Source organism: Collinsella sp. zg1085, from assembly GCF_018889955.1.
Taxonomy (GTDB): Bacteria; Actinomycetota; Coriobacteriia; order Coriobacteriales; family Coriobacteriaceae; genus Collinsella.
Genome location: NZ_CP076545.1, coordinates 278,707 through 299,914, shown reverse-complemented (window position 1 = coordinate 299,914; position 21,208 = coordinate 278,707). Strand labels below are relative to the sequence as shown.

10 protein-coding genes are annotated in these 21,208 nt (G+C 50.5%); 1 reads left to right on the top strand and 9 read right to left on the bottom strand.

The features are described 5' to 3' along the window. Positions 1-28: 28 nt before the first annotated feature. From KPC83_RS01190 to dnaK, 8 genes are all read right to left on the bottom strand, one after another. Positions 29-238, bottom strand: a complete 210-nt coding sequence (locus KPC83_RS01190) for a hypothetical protein (protein ID WP_216278778.1) — start codon at positions 236-238, stop codon at positions 29-31. A 28-nt stretch (positions 239-266) separates the two neighbouring features. Then, the gene (clpB, locus tag KPC83_RS01185; protein ID WP_216278777.1) at positions 267-2,858 is read right to left on the bottom strand and encodes an ATP-dependent chaperone ClpB; all 2,592 of its coding nucleotides are present in this window, start codon (positions 2,856-2,858) and stop codon (positions 267-269) included. 413 nt (positions 2,859-3,271) lie between these two features. Further along, entirely contained in the window at positions 3,272-9,271 is a 6,000-nt protein-coding gene (locus KPC83_RS01180) for a discoidin domain-containing protein (RefSeq protein WP_253200943.1), read from the bottom strand. A gap of 47 nt (positions 9,272-9,318) precedes the next feature. Further along, positions 9,319-15,192: a beta-N-acetylglucosaminidase domain-containing protein gene (locus tag KPC83_RS01175; RefSeq protein WP_216278776.1), complete on the bottom strand. Its 5,874-nt coding sequence runs from the start codon at positions 15,190-15,192 to the stop codon at positions 9,319-9,321. 517 nt (positions 15,193-15,709) lie between these two features. After that, complete coding sequence (locus KPC83_RS01170) at positions 15,710-16,123, bottom strand: heat shock protein transcriptional repressor HspR (protein ID WP_216278775.1); 414 nt, start codon at positions 16,121-16,123, stop codon at positions 15,710-15,712. Between the two features lie 107 nt (positions 16,124-16,230). Next, a complete protein-coding gene (locus KPC83_RS01165) occupies positions 16,231-17,163 on the bottom strand; it encodes a DnaJ C-terminal domain-containing protein (protein WP_216278774.1) in 933 nt (310 codons plus the stop codon). Between the two features lie 201 nt (positions 17,164-17,364). Then, entirely contained in the window at positions 17,365-18,150 is a 786-nt protein-coding gene (locus KPC83_RS01160; RefSeq protein ID WP_216278773.1) for a nucleotide exchange factor GrpE, read from the bottom strand. Between the two features lie 99 nt (positions 18,151-18,249). Continuing rightward, the gene (gene dnaK / locus KPC83_RS01155; protein WP_216278772.1) at positions 18,250-20,139 is read right to left on the bottom strand and encodes a molecular chaperone DnaK; all 1,890 of its coding nucleotides are present in this window, start codon (positions 20,137-20,139) and stop codon (positions 18,250-18,252) included. 361 nt (positions 20,140-20,500) lie between these two features. On the opposite strand from dnaK, the gene KPC83_RS01150 reads away from it, so the two are divergent. Beyond that, on the top strand, positions 20,501-20,686 hold the full coding sequence (locus tag KPC83_RS01150; protein ID WP_216278771.1) for a 4Fe-4S binding protein: 186 nt from the start codon (positions 20,501-20,503) through the stop codon (positions 20,684-20,686). 176 nt (positions 20,687-20,862) lie between these two features. Here the strand turns inward: KPC83_RS01150 and KPC83_RS01145 are convergent, their stop codons facing one another. Next, positions 20,863-21,129 (bottom strand): helix-turn-helix domain-containing protein, encoded by a 267-nt coding sequence (locus KPC83_RS01145; RefSeq protein ID WP_216278770.1) that lies wholly within the window; start codon positions 21,127-21,129, stop codon positions 20,863-20,865. Positions 21,130-21,208 lie beyond the last annotated feature (79 nt).

Sequence of the window (21,208 nt, the reverse complement as noted above, 5' to 3'; positions counted from 1 at the left end):
TACCTCAGCAGGCTCTCAACTCAGCCGACTAACTCCACGGGTCGCGCTGAAACATTGGCTCTGGCTCAGGGCGGCGGTCTGAATAGGGGTCATAGCCGTCATCGTCTTCATGCTCGGCACGAATAAACGGGTCTGTAACCTGTACCTGCTTAGACTGTCTACGCTGCTGACGCGCACGAACCCCATCTTGGCGTGATATTGCATCAGGCGCTGAAACGCGCTCTCCTACCTTAGACATATTGACCCTTCCCCGATTGGACATCATCTCAAGCATAACTCACGCGTGAAACGCTCATACCACCCGATGCATCAATCTCAAGCGACAGTGCATCGCCCTCATGTACCACGCCATCAATAATTGCACTTGCAATAGCGTCGACAACCTCACGCTGTATCAAGCGTTTGAGCGGTCGCGCACCAAACACCGGGTCAAGACCACCTACCGCAAGCATTTGCTGAGCCGCTGGGCTTACCTCAAGTGTCATACGCTCTTTCGCTAAGCGCGCGCGAACATCCGCAAGCTGAATCTCAACAATTTGCTCAATCTCAGCCATACCCAGCGGATGGAAAATAACCGTATCGTCAATGCGGTTTAAGAACTCCGGTCTAAAGCTCTTACTCATGCGCTCTTCAACCTGACGGCGCATCTCATCAGCATCGCCACCCGCGTGCTCAGCAATAACATCTGATGCAACGTTAGATGTCATAATAATGATAGTATTCTTGAAACTCACCTGACGACCTTGACCGTCAGTCAAACGGCCGTCATCAAGCACCTGAAGTAAGACATTAAATACATCAGGGTGCGCCTTTTCCATCTCATCAAGCAAGATAACCGAATACGGACGGCGACGCACCGCCTCGGTAAGCTGACCGCCCTCGTCGTAGCCCACATATCCCGGAGGTGCACCAATGAGCCGCTGAACGCTGAACTTCTCCATGTACTCACTCATGTCAATGCGCACCAGCGCACGTTCATCATCAAAAAGGCAGTTTGCCAATGCTTTTGCAAGCTCAGTTTTTCCAACCCCTGTTGGCCCTAAGAAGAAAAAACTACCAATCGGTCTATGGGGGTCAGATAGCCCCGCACGAGAGCGCCGTACCGCCGCCACAACTGCATGTACAGCCTCAGCTTGACCAATCACACGCTTATGTAGCTCAACTTCAAGTGCTTTGAGCTTATCCAGCTCACCTTGCATCATCTTTGATACCGGAACACCTGTCCATGCGCTCACAACCTCGGCAACTTCATCTGAGGTAACCTGCTCATTCAGCGTCTCATCACCCGCTGCGCGGCGCTTATCAAGCTCCGCCTCTGAGACGTGAATTTCAGCCTCAAGCCCAGGGATAACTGAATAGCGAAGCTCTCCCGCGCGTCCTAAATCGCCCTCACGCGTTACGCGCTCAAGTTCACTGCGTGCCTCGTCAAGCTGGCTTTTAAGCTCCTGCAAGCGGTCAATTTCATTTTTTTGATTAAGCCAAGCAGCCTTTTCCACATTCAAACGCTCCTGCACCTCTGCAATTTCTTGCTGCAAATCATGCAGACGCTCGGCTGATGCCTCATCGGTCTCTTTCTTGAGAGCTTCTTCTTCAATATGCATCTGCGTGAGCTGGCGCTCTAAAGCGTCAATCTCAACTGGCATAGAATCGAGCTCCATACGCAAACGACTTGCCGCCTCATCAACCAAATCGATTGCTTTATCAGGCAAAAAGCGATCTGCAATATAGCGGTCAGACAAATCGACGGCACTTATAAGCGCACCATCGGTAATATGCACACCATGAAAAATCTCATATTTTTCTTTAAGCCCACGCAAGATTGAAACGGTGTCCTCAACGCTTGGCTCACTCACCAAAACCTGCTGAAAACGCCTCGCGAGTGCCGCATCTTTTTCTATGTATTTGCGGTATTCATCCAGAGTTGTTGCGCCAATAGCATGCAAATCGCCACGAGCAAGCGCCGGTTTTAAGATATTGCCTGCGTCCATTGAACCCTCGGTGGCACCCGCCCCCACAATGGTATGAAGCTCGTCAATAAACAAGATGACACGACCGGCCGCCTGTTCAACCTCTTTGAGCACTGCCTTTAATCGGTCTTCAAACTCACCACGATATTTAGCACCTGCTACCAGCGCACTCATGTCAAGCTCAATAAGGTCGCGGTCACGCAAGGTAGAGGGAACATCGCCTGCCACAATACGCTGCGCAATACCCTCAACAATTGCTGTTTTTCCAACACCCGGCTCACCGATGAGCACCGGATTATTTTTTGTGCGGCGTGATAACACCTGAATCGTGCGACGAATCTCATCGGTACGACCGATTACCGGGTCAAGCTTGCCTGAACGTGCAAGGTCACAGATATTGCGCCCATATTGCTCCAGTGCTTCAAACTGCAACTGTCCGTCCTCAGACCTCACGCGGTCACTGCCACGCAGCTCCGTATAGGTTGCCTCAATACGTTCCTGCGTGACACCTGCCTGCCCAAGAATGGTGCCTGCCGCTGATTTGTCTTTCGCGAGCGCCATAAGCAGATGCTCAGTAACCACAAAGCTATCGTCCATTTTTGCAGCAAGCTTCTCTGCACGGTCGAGCACGCGTGTTAAATCGTTGCTTAAATTAAGCTGTGCTCCATGAACGCGTGGCGCAGCATCAATAGCTTCCTGCGTAGCACGCGCCAACTGTTCAGGCTGAGCGCCAATGTGCTCGATGATGACCGAGATGTTACGCTCACCGCTACTGAGAAGCGCTGCCAACAAGTGAATAGGTTCAACAGATGCCGCCTGTGCATCTCCGGCAATACTAATGGCAGTCTGCAGAGCTTGGCGCGATGTAAGAGCTAGTTTATCGATTCTCATAGCTTCCCCCTCTGTGTGCACCCCTAGGTTATAAGAACTGTGTTAACGCTCATCTGTAAAGACGTGCACATGCGAAAGCGAATCTATCGAGCGCTCGCATGTATGCTTTGCGCGTGCTCATACCGCCTTGCGTATGCGCTTTCGCACTTCTTGTTAGAGCACTCGCACAGCCTATACTTCCTACTGGTAGCTGTCCTGCGGAACAGCTTTTGTTCTCTTGAGAGCTATTCTTGCCGTTTTTTATAACTCTAATCAGAATCTAAGTCTCTTCATATAAGATTTTCTAAGTATTGATATTTTTAACGCCACACAAACTGACAAAACAAAAAGCAGACCCGCTTAATGCGAGCCTGCTTTATTGTGTTCTCTGTGCCTACAATCGCTCAGCACAGAACAAATTCTGTCGCCTTTTCTTAGTGTGAGCGACGCTTACGGTTGAGGCCATATGCACCAAACCCTGTACCAGCAACAGCCAAAAGTGTCACTGCTGCTATGGTTAGGTCGCTGGTACCTGGCAAAGCTTTCTTTGCTTTACCATGTCCGCGATTCGTGCGCGGGGCTTCTTGTGCGGAAGGTGAGCCACCTGCAGGAGAGCCACTGCCATGCACATCGGTACTAGGCTGACCACCCTGAGTGCCTATGGCACCAGAGGCACCCAGCGTGCTACCGTTGTTCACATCGGTATTGCTACCAGCATGTTCGCCGCTACCGCTACCGGTACCCGTACCCGCATGTTCGGTTTCAGCACCTGTGCCTGAGCCGGCTTCGGCTCCTGTTTCGGTATTATCTCCGGTGTTTCCGGGCTGCTCGCTGCCGCCTGGCTGCTCAGTGCTGCCAGGTTGCGTACCACTGGTATTACCGCCGGTATTATCACCAGGTTGCTCGCTTCCGCCGGGCTGAGTGCTGCCGGTGTTGTCGCCGGGCTGCTCCGTACCCGTATTGCCGCTACCAGGTTGCTCAGTGCCGGCATTTCCACCAGGCTGCTCGGTACCCGTGCTGCCGCCGCCCGGCTGCTCCGTACCCGCGCTGCCACCGCCGGGTTGCTCGGTACCCGCGCTGCCGCCGCCCGGCAGCTCCGTACCCGTATTGCCGCCCGTATTGCCTTCGTCTGGCTGCGCTGCACGCTCAAAGACGGCATACAAGGTCAAAGGACCGGTAACTGGCTGACTAAAGTCGTATTCAACCAGCTCAGGCTGAGGTGCGCTGCGGAACAAACCAAAGAACAATGGACGCGATACCATCTTCTCAACAGCCCAATACTTAAAGACATAACCCTCTTTGGTGGGAACCTGCGTGGGCTTAGGCATAGGCTTACCCAACTCAACCTCAAACGGTTCTCCAAAAGGCTGGTCATCAATCATCAAGCTTATCCGTGCAGTGGTTGGCGCAGGACGAGTAACCATCACACTGAGAGTTGCTGTTTTGCCGCCGTAGGTTACGGTTACATCAGTTGCGCCCTCAGTTGTAAATGCAGTATCAAGACTTGGTTCAAAGCTAAACTTAGCTGCATTATCTGCACCATACGCCAAGGTTGACTCAGAACCATCGCTCATAGCAAGCGTAAGCACCATACCAGCTGGATTAAACTTCTCACCAATAGCATATGCCATCTTAGTTGGCTGCGTGCTTACCGAGATACCTTCCAGCGTAGGAGGTGTGCGGGTAAGCGTAAAGGTATGCTCCAAGCTACGGCCGCCATAGGCATCAAGACCACGTGCTACTACCGTAGCAGTGCCTGCCTCGGTGTTGTTGCTGTACTCCAGTGCATAATCAAGACCATAGGTGAGTGTCTTATCGGCTGTACCATTAGTACCAGGCAAGGTAACCGTCAAAGCAGTCGGTTCAAACATACCCGGATGCTCAACACTCAGCTTCTCAACCTCTAAGCTTCTTGGACCGTCAATGCGTGCTGTTGCAATATCAATTGGCTCTTTCACCTTCCTGAGACGAATCTCAGAAGCGCTCATAAACTTATCGCTACCTGTATCTGCATAGGTATGCGTGCCTTGGAACCGGAAATATCTGCCCGTTACCGGCTGCTCAAGTGTAAGTAACTGCCAACCGTGTTTATAGCCTGCACTATTGGGCGCCTTCCACTGAGCAGTACCTGCATCATGCCAGGTAACCCCGTCTTCGCTATATTGCAACAAACCCTCAGTTACCATTCCGTTAGGCGTTGCGTCACGACGTCCCAAATAACGCAGGGCATCAATGGTTACCGGTTCGCCAACGGCAATCTGAACCCAGCGCTCGCTCAATGGAGCCGGAGACCAGCTACTATGCCAATACGTGCGAGGATTATTGTCAAAGGCAAAAGTAATCTTGCCCTCAGTCGCACTTACGTGATTATCAGCAACCTCGCTACCAGCACTCACGGTAATCTTAGAAAGCTCTACATCGCGCGAGTCATCATCAGCCGGAAGCTCAGTCTCTTCACCAAGCACAACCTCCATGGTGCGTACCGTCTTATGGTCTTCAGACTCAAGCACCATCCGGATAACACCCTCATGTTCGGGAAGCAAGGTAACTGCCGTATTGTTTGCTGCAACCGGCTCAACCGTAGCAATGATAGCTGGTGTCTTATAACGACCCGCTGCGAGTGCTGAGGCGTCAACTGCTTTTCCGTTTACGGTTAGTGACCCAAGGTCTGCGTTAGTGTGAGTTTGGTAGCTACCACGAACACCGGTAAGCTCAACTTCCGTAATGCCTGTGCAAGGTTTGCGATTGCCCAGGTTTTGGTCGTTATTGGTTACGGTTAAACGCACATAGGTAGCAAGCGTTGGTGCAAACTCATAGGTATAAGGCGTAACGTTATTGCGAGCTGTTCCAATAGTCTCGCGGGTTTCAACACGCGTCCAACGCTCTCCGTCTTCAGATACCTCAAAGACTGTTGTGCCCGCCTTGGGCAAACGTGCCGACCAGCTATCGGTAAAGAAGTGTACCTTTGCCTGACCAACGCGCTGCTGTGTATCGTATCTAAACGTAATACTTGCTGTACTATTTCCTTTTTGCGAATAATCGTAATTACTCCAGCACGTTGAATTAGGACCACCACTAGGATTTGAAGCAAGCGTTGCTGAACCATCATTGATTGCAGTTAATACATCGCTGGTTTGACCCTCAGGAATTGACTGCGTCAAATGAGCAACCGGAGCTATATTTCCGCTCAGCTCGATGGTTTCTTCTTGTACACGTACGGTCGCCGTTAGGTTCATGTCGCGACCAAACACGTTTGCATGACCCTGAATTACAACTGTTCCTGCCGCATTAAATGCATCATCTGCAGGAGTTTCCCAAGTTACGGGGAAGTTTGCATACAGTATGGTGCCGTCTGCTTGAATAGCCGGACGTGAACCAGGCAAAATAGGTGGCTGTCCAACCGGTGTATTGGTTGAGTAGTTAGCAAGAGCCACGATGTTATCAAGCGACGTTACCGAAACACTTACGCGCAATCCAGCAACAGTGCCACCCACATCAAAGGACGAAGCCTCGTTGAGCTTGGCAGCGTCATATTCATCCCATACTACCGGCTCATCTGCGACCGAACCATCGGTATAGCGCGCCTGAATAGTCTCGGGCAACTCCAAGGTAGTACCCGTCTTTACATAATAGTGTCGTGCATAGAATAGGCTCTCGACCTGCTTGCCTTGAGCATTGCCGGTAATAGATGCCGCGTTGAGCGTTACGCTTGCAGACTCTAAACCATCTGCTGTTGCCCGTACGGTGATAGCACCGGGCTTCTCTGTTGCACGAACAATAGCAATCAGCTGTCCAGCATGAGCAGCACGGTTGTTATCGCGATATGATTGATGATCGGGTGAGCTACCGTTATCAAGACCGGCAAGTGTTGCAGACCCCTCAACAGCAAAGCTCACACGGTTGTTAGCACTATTTACTACCTTACCGTTAGCGTCAACAATTCGCGCCGTGAGATAACTTAGGTCAGTTCCGTTAGCAGACAAATCACTGCGGTCGGCTACCAACTCAATGCGAGCAGGTACCCCTGTGGTGCTACGCGTCTGTATGCCGTCCCAACTTGAGGTATCAATCTTGCTACCATCGCGGTCATAGGCCTCGGCAGTGATGGTACCCTCAGCGTAGGGAACCTTCCACGTTAAGTACAGGTTTTGATAGGCATTGCTTGCACGCCCATCGCCCTCATATATCTGATAGCTAAAGCCATTAGTTGGCGTAGTCTTTTGTGTAAAGGTTTTTGTACCCAGCTCTTGGCGCTCGGTTGACCCGGCCGGCGTAAAGAAGAGTTTAACTGTTGGTGCATCGGTATACACCACAACGTCTACCTTATTATTTTCGCGCTTAGTGGTGTTGCTCCAGTCGGGCACCACATGCAAGGTATGCTTATGGTCATTCCACTGGCTTTGATAGAGATAGAAGGAATCTTTTGGCAAACCAGCCGTATCGATAATGCCAAAATAAGAGTTCTTAGGAGAAGGCCAGCGCCCCTGAGCGCCACCAGTAACACCGTTCCACGGCGTAGGCTCACCCAGATAATCAAAGCCCGTCCAAACGTATTCACCCGCAACAAAATCACGCATTAACACGTCATACCAAGCTTCAGCAGCCTTATGACCCCAACCAACTGCATAGTAGTCATACGAGGTTAATTGCTGAGTGTTATTGTCACGTCCGTACGTAGAATAAATTCCACGGCTATTGATTGCAGATGCGGTCTCAGAACCAATGAGCTTCCATGTTGGATGGTTGCGATGTGTTGAATCATAGTGTGCGCCACCAGCATAGTTAAGACCAACAATGCCATCTGCAGTTGCAAGACCAGCCGGGTTCAAAATCGTATTGTTGCCTTTAAGCTTATTGTCACCCGTGGTTACGGGGCGTGTAGCGTCAGCTGCTGTTGCCCAACGAATCAAATTAGCCTGAACGGTATTGAGACCGGGCATACCATTGGTACCCTCGGTCATCTCATTACCAAGTGACCACATAATAATTGATGGAGCGTTAATGTCGCGCGCAATCGACTGCTCAAGGTCAAACTGCGCCCATGTTTTATTTGCAACACTACCTATAATTTTTGACTCGCCCATCGCTTGATTGAAGAAACGGGAGTAGTCATTCCTATTGCTATTCTTTGGAACTGTCCAGCCATCAAAGAACTCTAGGTCAAGCAGGATGCCTTCCTCGTTGCAAATCTGTACAAGCTCGCGTGCGGGTGTGTTATGTGAGGTTCTAATTGAGTTAGCGCCCATGTCTTTAAGAATGCGCACCTGACGATGCAGTGCATCATACGTTGAGACAGAACCAAGAGCACCTTGGTCGTGGTGCATGCAAACACCTTTAATCTTAACCGGTTTCCCGTTGAGCTTAAATCCTGTTTCGCTGTCATACGAGATAAAGCGGTAACCAAAATCAGTGTCATAGCTATCAAGAACCTGGTCGCCCTTTTTAATAATCGTGCGAACGGTATACAGATTAGGATGCTCTGTGTCCCACAGTGCAGGCGCACTGGTGGTGTTAGCACGAGCCTCAAACGTCTCTCGCGCACCGGCTGCAAGCTGCTGGGTGGTGCTAACCTGCGCAATTGCTTGAGCAGGGTCGCCACCGCGCATAAATACTGTTTGCTCTACCTGAACCGAAGCAGCTTCTGTGCCATCGTTTTGCACCGTGGTTTTAAGCACTGTTGTAACTGCGCCACTTGCCTGTGTTGCAAGTTCAGGAGTGGTTACAACAACACCATCGCGTGCCACGTGCACAGGGTCGGTCACAATCATATCAACATTGCGCCCAATACCAGCACCGGCATACCAGCGCGAGCTAGGAATCTGAGCATTTACCTTAATTGCAATGGTATTTTGCTCGCCAAAACGAAGATACTCAGTAATATCAAACGCAAAAGGAGTATATCCATAAGGGTGATTGGCAAGTAGCTGTCCATTTACCCAAACGGTTGAGTCCATATAAATGCCGTCAAAGCTCAAGACAACACGCTTATTGGCAAAATCGCGCGAAACCTCAAAGCTTTTCCGATACCAGCCAATACCTGCTGGTTTATAGGCGCTCTCAGCCTCTCCAGAACGAGTGTAGTCTTGGTCGATGCTGTAATCGTGCGGAAGCTGAACAATGCCCCATGAAGAGTCATCGTAATTGCTCGCATCGGCACCTGATTGGTCGCCCAGCTTAAACTTCCAGTTGCGATTAAAGTTTTGCTGGCGCTTGGTGGCATCATTTAGAGCACTTACACGAACCAGCTCAGGCGCTGAGCTCATTTGCGTTGTAGATGCTGAACGCACGGGAGCTGTTTCTGCGCCCGCAAGGCTCAAACCCAGCGGAGCTGCCAAAACAAGCGTTGCCGCTATGAGCGAGCGCACAGCTCGTTGGCGCACCTGAGCCCACATGTGCGGCAGCCCGTGAGATTGAAGCTGTCCCATCTTTTTCATTGCCAGATTCCCCACTTTCAAATCTATCTACGCCTATAGTTCAAGCATTATCGAGATGCACGACGACGTGCGTTTACGCCCAGAGAAACCACGGCAAACGCAGCCCCGCTAAGCATTGCTGCAAAGCCAGCCATATCGCCTGTTCCTGGTAGTTGTTTCTTATGATGCTTATTCTTGTTTGGCTTCTCAGGGGTTTTATTTGGAGCGCCATTCCCCTCTGGTTTATTACCCTGCGTGCTTGGCTTATGCTCGTGGTCTGCTGGATTGGTCTCAGGCATTGCGCCACTTGCACCTGCGTTAACGCTACCACCTTGAGCGCCGCCAGCACTGCCGCCAGCAGCATCAATATGAGTGCCGGGTGTTACGGTGCCAGCATTGCCTGAATTGCCACCATTGTTGGTATTGTTGCCGCTCGCGGTGTTATCTCCGTTGCCGTTCTCTGGCTGTGCGCCCGTGCTGCCGGTATTGTCAGCGTTACCCGTGCTACCTGAGCCAGGCTGTACACCCGTGCCGCCGGTACCAGGTTGCGTTTCTCCCTCGTTGCCATTTTCTGAGCCCGGTTGTCCACCTTCGCCAGGCGTTGTGCCTGGCTGCTCGCCTGCTCCGGGCTGAGTGCTGCCACCTTCATCTGGTGTGGTACCCGGCTGCTCACCTGCGCCACCAGTGTTACCTTCTTCTGGCTGTGTGCCCTCTTCTGTATCAGGCGTTGTGCTTGGTTGGTCACCATTATCCGGAGTTGTTGAGTTGCCTTCTTCTGGCTGCGTCTCTGAAGCATCAGGTGCTCGCAAGGCTAGAATTGCCTCATCAAGTGTTGCCATAGCTTCTCTTAGGCGCGTTGGTGTGCTATTAACATCGTCTACCGCAGTTGCAAGTGCAGCAACCGCCTTATTGTAAGCGTCACGTGTTGCGTGAGAGTACTCACCCTGGTCATACAGCGCGTGAGCATCGTTTAGCGCCTGTTGAGCGCGGTCACGTGCTGTCGCATCAAAGCTCAGGTGCTCCTCTGCGTCAAGCAGCATGACTGCCAAAGCCTCGCCTTCTGCCTGCGGCAAATTCTCTGCATGCGCAAGCGCCGCACGCGCAAGTTCAAGGGAGCGTTGATAGGCAGACCAGCTACTTGCTGTATAGTCACCCATCTCGGCCTTTGCACGGGCTACCAGCTCAGAAAGTTCGGTTTTGGTGTAGCGTAGCACCGGATTTGTTTGCGCTGTAGTAAGTGCAGCTTTAAGTGCTGCCGAGGTCTCTGGCGTTAAGGAGTCAGAATGTTCAATTCCTGCCTCAGCAGCGCTGATAGCATGTGCTAAAGCATCAGCTGCATCTTTTGTCCACGAAGTGGTATCCACTTTCTTAGCAGCATCAACCGCCGCCTGCAGCTCATTAACCGCATCAGCACCTGCTGCAGAACTACGCGCCAAAAGATAAAGCTCAGAAATCTCAGGGGCTGCATTGGTTTCCCATGCAAGGCTAATATCGCGAACCGCGGTATAGGACACAGCAGCGCGGTCAACACCTAATACCTCACCAAAGCGGAACTCCTGTGAAGGCTGAGTAATCTTGCCCAGCACAAGCTCAGTAGTCTGTGTATATGCTGGGTCGGTGTACACCACTGCCTTAACAGTAGCACCGCTTGGTTTGCCATGCGAAATGATACGAACACCCTCAAATGGCGTACCATCATCCTTTAGAGGAGTTGACACATGATAGGTAAGACTTCCCTGCTCTGTGCGCTCAGGAGCCCAGAATGTTCCCAGCTCACGGTCAAGCATACTGCCTGGCTGTGTGCCTGCGCGCTCAATGCTAGTAGACTCAAAATCGCCATCGGCATAGGTTGATACATGCTCGTTGCCATTTATGCGCAACTCACCAAAACAAATCCAACGATGGCTATAGCTAGCGGTAAAGCGCAAGCGCAGGTAGCGTCCACGTACCGAAAGACCAGTGGCTCCCAAGGTCATATTGCCTGGGAACTCCGACGAATGTGTTAGCCACGTAGCGCTCTTAGCAGTGTCATCGTTATACGTATTCTCAACGGAATGCTCACTGTTGACATCAAGCACCTGCTGCCACTCGTTGTCAGGCGCATCTGGTGATTGCGCAACCTCAAAGACACCGTTGCGGATAAAGTCTTTTGAGACCTCTGGGACAAAATAATCAAAGCTTGAAATTGAGCGCTCTTGCCCTAGGTCAAACACAATCTTATTACCTGCGGCAGGAGTGCCGGCAATACTTGAATTGCTAGGAATATTGTTGTCAAAGACACGCGATACATCAAAGTTTTGCAAACCTGATACATCGCTTGAAACCAGACGTGGCGCAAGCGACCCTAAGAAGTTCACACGAGCATTGGTAAACGTTACAGACGTATTGTCAGCAGTTGCCTGATAACCCACATAACGCGCGCGCTCAATAGGCTGAGTGGTTACCTCATGCCATTCTAGGGCATTTTGCGACCAAACAAGCTTAACGCCACTTGGTACTGCCTCATTTGAAAGCTTGACCTCACGGCGAACATTACCCAAATCAAGGCCTACCACGTCGCCACTATGGGGCATAGTAAGCGTTGCATTGGTAAGCGCAGCCTCTCCTTCGGAGACGCGCGCCTTGAGGGCACCCTGTATGTCAAAGGTGCTATATACGTTATCGCTTGAACTTGAATAACGCTCATACGCATCAAACTCATACAACTGGAACCAGTTGACATGTCCCTCGGTAACCACAAACTTGACTGCGGTAGCCTCAACCGTATTAAAGCTCAAAGCTTGCTCAGCTTTGCTACCAAAACTTCCCAGCTTAGTCCACGTCCCTGATGCCGCATCTGGCTGCGCATCGGCAGTGTAGAAAACATCTGCCCGAGTAAACCTATCACCGGTGCCCTGCAACAGCGAAACTGTATCGATGTTCTTTAGTGCACCCAGCTTAAGCATGGCAAAGTCGCCTTTTTGCGTGGGACGATTGCTCCAGAACTTTGTGGTTGGGTCGCCGTCAATGGCTTTTGCAATATTGTAGCTTTGATACTGACTAATATTGGTTGAAATGCTCTTGGGTGCCTGAATGGGTGCGCCACCCTTAATGCCGTGCAGGTCTGCCACACGCCACCAAATAGCCTTAGCAGTATTGTTTACTACCTTGATTGCTTTTACCTCGGCAGCAGGATTAAGCGGGAATTGTTGTGATTTTGCACGCGTAACCTGACCAGCCTCATGCCACGCTCCATCGGGTGACTGCCAAGAAATGGTGCCATTATCAATAACGTCACCAGCATTTGACGTGCCCTGTGAGAACGCAAGTGCATTGAGAGTAACGGGAGCATCAAATGTTGTTATAACTGCAGCACCTGCCGGTGTTGTATCGCGGTCAGCGCCCGATTCAGACTTTTTGAACCAGGCCTCGGTAGAATCCTGCCCATCAGATGCGTTTAACATAGGGTGTCCGCCATCTGCACTAACTAGAGCCTCAGCACTCACCGTGCCGGTAATCATTTGCGGCTCGTTAGGGTCATCAGCCTTATTGATTTCAATTTCGTTGATGGTAAGCCAGCAATCACCAGAATTGTCCGCAGTGGCAATTAAACGAGCGCCGTACACATCTGCCTCGTTCATGCCCTTAAAATCTACCACGCGATTGCGATTGTTTGAGATGCTTTGACCAGCAACATCTACCCACTCACGATTGCCGTCATGCTCGCGCAAAACCTGTACCTTGGCTGTACGGATAGTATCGGCAAGATGTCCTGCATCGTAGGTAAGGGTAAGACGCTTTAAGGTAAACGGCTTGTTTTGCTCAAGACCTATAAAGGTACCTGTGGTAATACGCGCAGGGTCGGTGTAGCTCACGCCTGTATCGGCCTTGCCGTCGGTGATACGCGAAACCGACGCGCCCGGAGCGTCAGTGCGACTTGTAATAAAGTGCCTCACCACGGCATTGGGGTCAGAAGCAAGCTGCGCCCGCGTAGACACATGCTCAACAAGTGCGCTCACAAACGGGTTGATATGCGCCTTGCCTACGCGCGCATACTCAATATGGTCAACATAGCTGTATCCGTGTTTATTAGCTGCCTCAAGCTTAGAGGTTCCTTCGGCATGAAGCGCAACAAGTTGAGAAGCGTCGCCAGAAAGGTCTGCCTTGAGTGCCTGAAGCTCAGAGATTGCAGCACTTGTAAGGTCATCCCATGTTTCAATCCAGAAGCGAATCTGATTAAGCATGTCAGGATTGCCTGCGCCATCGCGATACGCGGCGGCAGTCTTTTTGAGGTTTTGGAAAATCTCAAGCATGTCATCAACATCTGCCACAGTAACGCTATTAGCATTCATCTTGGTCTTAAAGCTTGAGAGCGCCTCGCGAATCTCAGACGACTCATTGTTTTCCCACGTTGCACCACCACCGTACATGCGCAGCATATGCAGCGACAAATCATGCAATGCATTTGAGCCTGCTGTTGGCAATGCGGAGTTGTGGTCAATGTAGCTAAAAGACTTCTCCCACACGGTATCTGCATGTGCCGTAGAGGTCCAGAGATTCCACGTGAAGTCGGCATTCATGAAAATGCCCTGCTTTGATGGCTCAGACTGCTGCATAGGATTGAGCACAACACCCTCAACGCTTCCTGGCTGTAGGTCTGCACCTAAGAAGTTGTTATGTCCGCCCATATGCAGCGCGTCTTTGTCGTTGTCTGAGCAGGGCCAGTTAATCCACATAAAGGGCGCACGGTTGCCCGAACTACTCTTGAAGCGTGTAGCAAAATTGTTATCAATCTTGCCCCATACACGACCACCAGTGTTGATAACCTGAATATTGCTCGGGAGGTTGGCATACCAAGCCTCACCAAAGCCCATGTAATTTACCGGACAAAAGACGATAGTATCTTTGAGCCCCGGATACTTAAGAGTTCCGTTATCGTTTTTCTCGGCCTGCTTAGCGTGAATCCACTCAGTCATATCGGTCATAAGGCGCGTATACAGCGCAGCGCCTTGATTGTTTGCGTCGTCTGCCAAAATTGATATTTGGCGCACGCCATAATCCATGACCTGCGCAAGCTTCTCTTTAAGAATAGGCACCGAGGTATCATAATTTGCTGAGGTAATGGGATTGTGCATAAAGGGATGAATTGCATAGAGGAAGCGGCATTTTGATGCATTACCGGCTGTAGCCAGCGGTGCAATCTTTGTTTCAAGCTCCTCGGTTGAATAAAGCTCGCGCCATTTTGCATTATGCTTTGGGTCATCTTTAGGAGCATACACATAGGCATTGAGCTTATAGTATCCGCCCCAGGTCATGAGATTAACGCGGTCTTGTGTGCTCCACGGATTGCCATAGTAGCCCTCAATAAAGCCGCGCGTAATGACATCGGCATAATCTACGAGCGTAAGATTGCGAATTTTTGCACCTTCAAGCTGCTGGAAGATTTGATACAGACTCGTTAAGCCATAAAACGCCGCATCGGTGTTTTTACCAAGAACAATCAGCTCATCGCCGGTAGTTTGCGTGCCCGGAATGATTGCCAACACATACGCATCAGTTTTTTCAAAAACCGCCGCATCAAAGCTTAGCCGTCCGTCGCTTACGAGTTGTTTGACATGCGTATCAACCGCATCTCCTGAACCATGAATGCCAACCAGAAAATTGGTGGTGTTAGGCTTTGCGGCAAACTCGGTTACCGGTGTGCCCGTAATGCCCTTAAGCCCGAGTACTTCGCTCAGGCGTGCTTTAGTTTCGGCGTCTATGCCCTCGCCAAGCACTACCTGCGCCTTTGAGCGCAGTGTTTGCGTTGATTCAGCATAGTTGAGCTGGTGCGGTGTGGGATACACCTGATACTCAGGGGCAGAAGCGGGTGCAGCCATCGTTGCATATATGGGTACCACAAAACAAAAGGCAGCAAGTAAACACAACACGAGGACCGACACATATGCACGGCGCTTATCCATCTCATCTCCTACAACTCGAGGGTGTTTGTATGCGTGATGCGTTTTACTTCAAAGCGGCAACACGAGACAGCACACCCCATTACGAAAGGCATACACAAAAGGTATACGATTTTATGAGTACGTACTCACATCTCTCCGTGAAAGTAGGAGATTTTTCCGTAAACGGTAGATATAACCCCCTGGCCGAATTAATAAACGTCTCAGTTGTATCTATTTTTCAATACCTGTCTTGCTATGAATATCGTCACCGTTCGGCACGAGTGAGCGCAAAACTTTGCAAAATCGCGTGTTAGAAGTACAGATAAGGTTTGGTGTCGTTTATCTAATATAATTTAGAATGTTCAGCAAAGCTAAAACTAAGCACACATCTATTGCTGAACGTTTGCATGTTGCCGTACTGGTTTGTATACGCCATCAGCCGCGCAAAACCCACGCAGGTTCTTTTGCGCTGTTCAGACTACTCAAACAATATATGCAAGCTACCCTGCCCGGTTTGTTTTACCTACCAGCTCAAAGCCTACAGGCTATCTCCGCCCAAAAGCCCCCGTAATACCTGCTGCGGGTCTGCCGAACCGTCGCGCGGGGCAAGTGCCGTAATCTTTTTTTGCATGCGAAGCTCGTGCAGTTCGTCTTCAACCTTACGCAAACGTGCATGCAAGCGCTCAATCTCTCGCTCACGCTCATCAGCACGCTCCTTCATATCGAGGATACGAACTACACCAGCAAGGTTAATGCCTTCGTCGGTTAGCTGGTTGATAAGCTCTAAGCGCTCAATATCGCGCTGTGAATAGAGCCGCGTATTGCCGCCTGAGCGCTGCGGATTTACCAGACCTTTTGACTCGTACACCCGTAAGGTCTGCGGGTGCATACCGGTCAACTCCGCCGCTACACTAATCATATAGAGTGGCTTATCGCGACCCTCTGTTCCCATGTCACCTGCCTACCTTTCGTGTTATACGCTCAAATGCGCATATCAAGCTCATACATTTAGCATCTACTACCCTACAGGCACCTATATATTAGTGCACACGATTCTTATTATAGTGTAGTGCGATACTGCTCCACCTTCTCGCGATAGCTGCGCGTATCATCTGCCTGCAGTTGCTCAAACGCAACACGCTCTTCATCGCTTAACTGCGTAGGCACTTTAACTATCACGGTCACCAAAAGAGCGCCTGTACGCCCGCGATGCTTTACATCAGGAGCACCCATCTCCTTAAAACGGAAGGTCTTGCCCGATTGTGTTCCTGCTGGAACTTTAAGACGCACAGCAGCTCCCAGAGGTGTTGGCACCTCAACGGTGCACCCTAGGCTTGCCTCATAGATAGAAATCGGAAGCTCCATGGTTACGTCAGCACCTTTGCGCTTAAATAAGGGGTGCTCAGCCACATTGGTGGTTACCACTAAGTCGCCACGCTCGCCACCGTTTGAGCCATACTCACCCCGCCGTTTATAGCGCAGCTTGCCGCCGTTAACGGCACCTGCCGGCACAGAAACCGAGATAGTTTGTTGCTCTCCCGTTGAAGGAATGCGATATGTTACCTTACGCGTTGTGCCGAGCAAGGCATCTTCTGCACTTACGTCAACCGACAGAGATAAATCGCTTCCCCGGCGCGAACGGCTCCTACTGGCACCGCCAAAGCCAGTACCCCAATCAGCTCCAAAAGCACCTTCACCGCGGAAAATGCTCTCAAACACATCGCTCCATGGCCCGGCTTGAGCACCAGCATACGACGCACCACCCATGCCTTGATGAGGAATACCATATCGCAGCATTTGATCGTACTGTTTGCGCTTATCAGGATTAGAAAGTGTCTCGTATGCTTCGCTAATTTCCTTAAACTTTTGCTCATCGCCGCCGCTATCAGGGTGAAACTTAACAGCGAGCTTCCGAAATGCCTTTTTTATTTCACTGTCGGAGGCGTTCTGAGATACACCAAGAACGTCGTAAAAATTTGTAGACGATGGCATAATAAGCCTCCTTTCATAAAGCTAACTAAAGCTCAGCACTCCGTTATGCCCTAGCTACAGCTGTCTTGCGCATATAACGTAGGGTCTATCAGCAGAAACCCCAGCTTTTACCCACGACGCAACAGATACCGGACTTGTCGTCAGCTTGCCCATACAACAAGGCTCCGATGCTTGGGTGCTCCGGAGCCGTATTGGTGTTTGTTACTCGCTAGCTACATCTCCTTGAGCAGATGTTTCTTCTCCATCAAGCTCACAAGCTGGCTCCTCAGTGGCTTCTTCTGGTTCTGGAGCTGGGCGCGTAGCACCCCCATAGGTCACGGTAACCATCGCAGGACGCAATACCTTACCGGCTAAGGTGTAACCCTTTTGATACACATCATGTACTGTATCTACAAACTGCTCACTATCTTCAACCCTGCCAACAGCCTGATGAATCATAGGGTCAAATGCGGCTCCCGCAGGGTCAATAGCTGCAACGCCTTCTTGCGACAACACAGCCATCAGCTTAGCCCTAACCGCATCTACTCCCTCAACAAACTGAGACAATGACTCGCTCATCTCTTGTGTGCGCGCATGCTCAAGTGCGCGTTCCATATCATCAAGCACGGGGAAAATTGCGCAAATGAGCTTCTCAGTTGCACGCTCCCGCTCTTCAATACGCTCCTTTGCCGTGCGGCGACGATAGTTTTCCCAATCTGCCTGCAAACGACTCGTACGCTCCTGCGCCTCCTGAGCACGCTCATCAGCAGCTAAACGCGCAGCCTCTGCCTCTTCAAGCTCACGCCGAACATCAACTATCTCAGCTTGTACCTGCTCAAGCTTGAGCTTTATATCATCTTCAGCAGCCTGTTCGCCTGCACGAATTGCCGCTTCTACCATCTCTTCTTCAGTCATCTCAACCACCTCTGAGTCAGGTGCCTGGGTATCTTCTCCGCAATCAGACGCTCCTTTATGAGTGTTATATGCATCTTCAACGGGGACCTTCATGTCAGACTCCCTTATGTCGGCTCAACCGTATTAACGTGAGGGCTGCACCCACAATTTATGCCCATGCAACCCTCAGCGCTCAAAACTAAGCAACGTTGCTTAATTCTCGTCCTTGTCGTCAACAACCTCATAATCTGCATCAACTACATCGTCATCACCTTGAGCCTCGCCGCCCTCAGCGCTCTGCTGAGCATCGGCATACACAAGCTGTGCCAGCTGATATGCAAGCTCTTGCAGCTTCTCGCCTGCTGCCTTGATAGCATCAATATCAGAACCCTCAAGCGCCTTCTTTGCGTCTGCAATCGCAGCCTCAGCATCAGACTTTACGTCAGCCGAAACCTTATCGCCCAGCTCATTCAAGGTCTGCTCGGTACTGTAAGCCAGTGAGTCGGTCTGGTTACGTGCCTCAACCTCTTCTTTTTGACGCTTGTCTTCTTCTGCATGAGACTCAGCGTCTTTAACCATGCGATCGACTTCTTCATCAGAAAGTGCGGTAGAACCTGAAATGGTGATGGATTGTTCTTTGCCGGTTCCCTTATCCTTAGCCGAAACCTTCACAATGCCGTTAGCGTCAATGTCGAAGGTCACCTCAATCTGAGGCACGTTACGACGCGCCGCAGGGATGCCAGTCAGCTGGAACTTGCCCAAGCTCTTGTTATCGCGTGCAAGCTCGCGCTCGCCCTGAAGCACGTTAATCTCAACGCTGGTTTGGTTATCAGCGGCTGTAGAGTAAATCTCGGTCTTGCTGGTAGGAATGGTAGTGTTGCGGTCAATCATCTTGGTCATAATGCCGCCAAGGGTTTCTACACCCAAAGAAAGCGGTGTTACGTCAAGCAGCAAAATACCCTCAACGTCGCCGGTAAGAACACCACCCTGAACCGCAGCGCCATCGGCTACCACCTCGTCAGGGTTAACTGACATATTGGGCTGCTTGCCGGTCATGGTCTTTACAAGCTCCTGCACCGCAGGCATACGTGTTGAGCCGCCTACCAAAATGACCTCGTCAACCTCGGAAAGGCTTACATGGGCATCGTTGAGTGCCTTGGTAACAGGAGCCTTGCAGCGCTCAAGCAAGTCACGAGTAATCTTTTCAAACTCAGCGCGTGTAAGATTGTAGTCAAGGTGCTTAGGACCTGTGGCATCTGCCGTAATAAAGGGCAGATTGATTTGCGCCTGCTGGGCAGAAGAAAGCTCTTTCTTGGCGTTTTCAGCAGCCTCTTTCAGGCGCTGCAATGCCATAGCGTCGCTGCGCAGGTCAATACCGTTGTCCTGCTTAAACTTATCTGCCAGCCAGTCAATTATACGCTGGTCCCAGTCATCGCCACCAAGATGATTGTCGCCGTTGGTTGCAAGTACCTCAAAGACACCGTCGGCTAAATCGAGCAAGGACACGTCAAAGGTGCCGCCGCCCAAGTCAAAGACGAGAACCTTTTGCTCCTGCTCCTTCTTGTCAAGACCATAAGCAAGTGCAGAGGCAGTAGGCTCGTTCACAATACGCTTTACGTTAAGACCGGCAATGCGACCAGCGTCCTTGGTTGCCTGACGCTGAGCGTCGTTAAAGTATGCAGGAACCGTAATAACGGCATCGGTAATGGTCTCGCCAAGGTATTTTTCTGCGTCGGCCTTCATCTTTGACAGTGTCATGGCGCTAATCTGCTCCGGCGTAAACTCCTCGCCGTCAATTACAACAACACAGCGCCCGTTAGAGCCCTCTTTAACCTCGTAAGGTACCGTCTTAAGCTCGTCTTGAACCTCTGAGAATTTACGACCCATAAAGCGCTTGATAGAGAAAACGGTGTTCTTAGGGTTGGTAACAGCCTGGTTTTTAGCAGACTTACCAACAAGGCGGTCACCCTCAGAGCGAAATCCAACAACCGAGGGAGTGGTGCGGTCGCCTTCTGCATTAACAATGGTAGTAGGAGCGCCGCCCTCAAGCACTGCCATTGCTGAGTTGGTGGTGCCCAAGTCGATTCCAAGAATCTTTGCCATTATGTATCCTTCCTTATACGTGACAAGGGTCGTCACTGTTTTCGTTCAGGGATACTATATCCCCTATTGCGCTCACATATACAAAATCTAAGTCGATTCATATAAGATTTCTTATTCTTCACAAGTTAAGTCTTGAAATATCGCATTTTCCCATGTTCAGATATACGCACAATGTCCCCAGTGGGAAGCGTAGCGTTTGTATTCAGCTTCAAAACAATAAGCCGCAGGTAGTTAGCCAAATATTACTCGGTGAACGGTATGAGAAACTAAGTAAAACTCATTGCAATGTGCGCGGGTGGTGGTACATTTAGCCAGGGGATTCGGCCTGAAGTCCGTGGCCGAAATACAGAGAGGAATAACTATGTCACATCCCGTAATTGATGCCGATGAGTGCATTGCCTGTGGTGTCTGCGTAGACGCATGCCCAACGGGCGTTCTTGAGCTTGAGGACGTTGCAACCGTAGTAGACGAAGAGTCTTGCGTTGCCTGTGCTGCATGTCAGGATGCTTGCCCAGCAGGCGCCATTACCGAAATTGTTGAAGAGTAGGCGTATTCACGTATAAACACAATTTCAAACGATGGTCTAAAACAAATATGCTTTAACTTGTTTTAGCTCGTTCATGAAAAACGAACCTTGATTTGTGGCACCTAAAGCCAACGGGTCGAGGTTCGTTTTTTATGCTCTGCCATTAGAAGGCAGTTTAATTGAGGGCGTCACAAACTCTATTTATCTGCGAAGTCCCCCCCCCCGCGACTATTTTTGCGAAGAATTACTTTCTCATCTTCAATTTTTGCACGCTCAACAAGTTCGTCAAGGCTGAGCTTCAACGCATGAGCTATCACCGCCACCCGGCCAATGCGCGGATCATCAATTTTAGAGTTCATGAGCATTGACATATATGCATTTGAAATTCCGGTCATAAGGCACAGCTGAGTTTGTGAAAGTCCTAACTCAGCGGCTCTCCTACGTACCGCTTTGCCAAAATTCACTAGATTCTCCTATGACTTGCTGTACATTAATCCCATGGTAGAAACTCAACTGATGCCATGATTTAAAATGCTCAGCAAA

What these genes read in the sequence shown, in the direction of transcription:
- KPC83_RS01190 (WP_216278778.1), bottom strand. Translation starts at nt 238, where the DNA reads ATGTCTAAGGTAGGAGAGCGCGTTTCAGCGCCTGATGCAATATCACGC.
- clpB (WP_216278777.1), bottom strand. Translation starts at nt 2,858, where the DNA reads ATGAGAATCGATAAACTAGCTCTTACATCGCGCCAAGCTCTGCAGACT.
- KPC83_RS01180 (WP_253200943.1), bottom strand. Translation starts at nt 9,271, where the DNA reads ATGAAAAAGATGGGACAGCTTCAATCTCACGGGCTGCCGCACATGTGG.
- KPC83_RS01175 (WP_216278776.1), bottom strand. Translation starts at nt 15,192, where the DNA reads ATGGATAAGCGCCGTGCATATGTGTCGGTCCTCGTGTTGTGTTTACTT.
- KPC83_RS01170 (WP_216278775.1), bottom strand. Translation starts at nt 16,123, where the DNA reads ATGGGAACAGAGGGTCGCGATAAGCCACTCTATATGATTAGTGTAGCG.
- KPC83_RS01165 (WP_216278774.1), bottom strand. Translation starts at nt 17,163, where the DNA reads ATGCCATCGTCTACAAATTTTTACGACGTTCTTGGTGTATCTCAGAAC.
- KPC83_RS01160 (WP_216278773.1), bottom strand. Translation starts at nt 18,150, where the DNA reads ATGAAGGTCCCCGTTGAAGATGCATATAACACTCATAAAGGAGCGTCT.
- dnaK (WP_216278772.1), bottom strand. Translation starts at nt 20,139, where the DNA reads ATGGCAAAGATTCTTGGAATCGACTTGGGCACCACCAACTCAGCAATG.
- KPC83_RS01150 (WP_216278771.1), top strand. Translation starts at nt 20,501, where the DNA reads ATGTCACATCCCGTAATTGATGCCGATGAGTGCATTGCCTGTGGTGTC.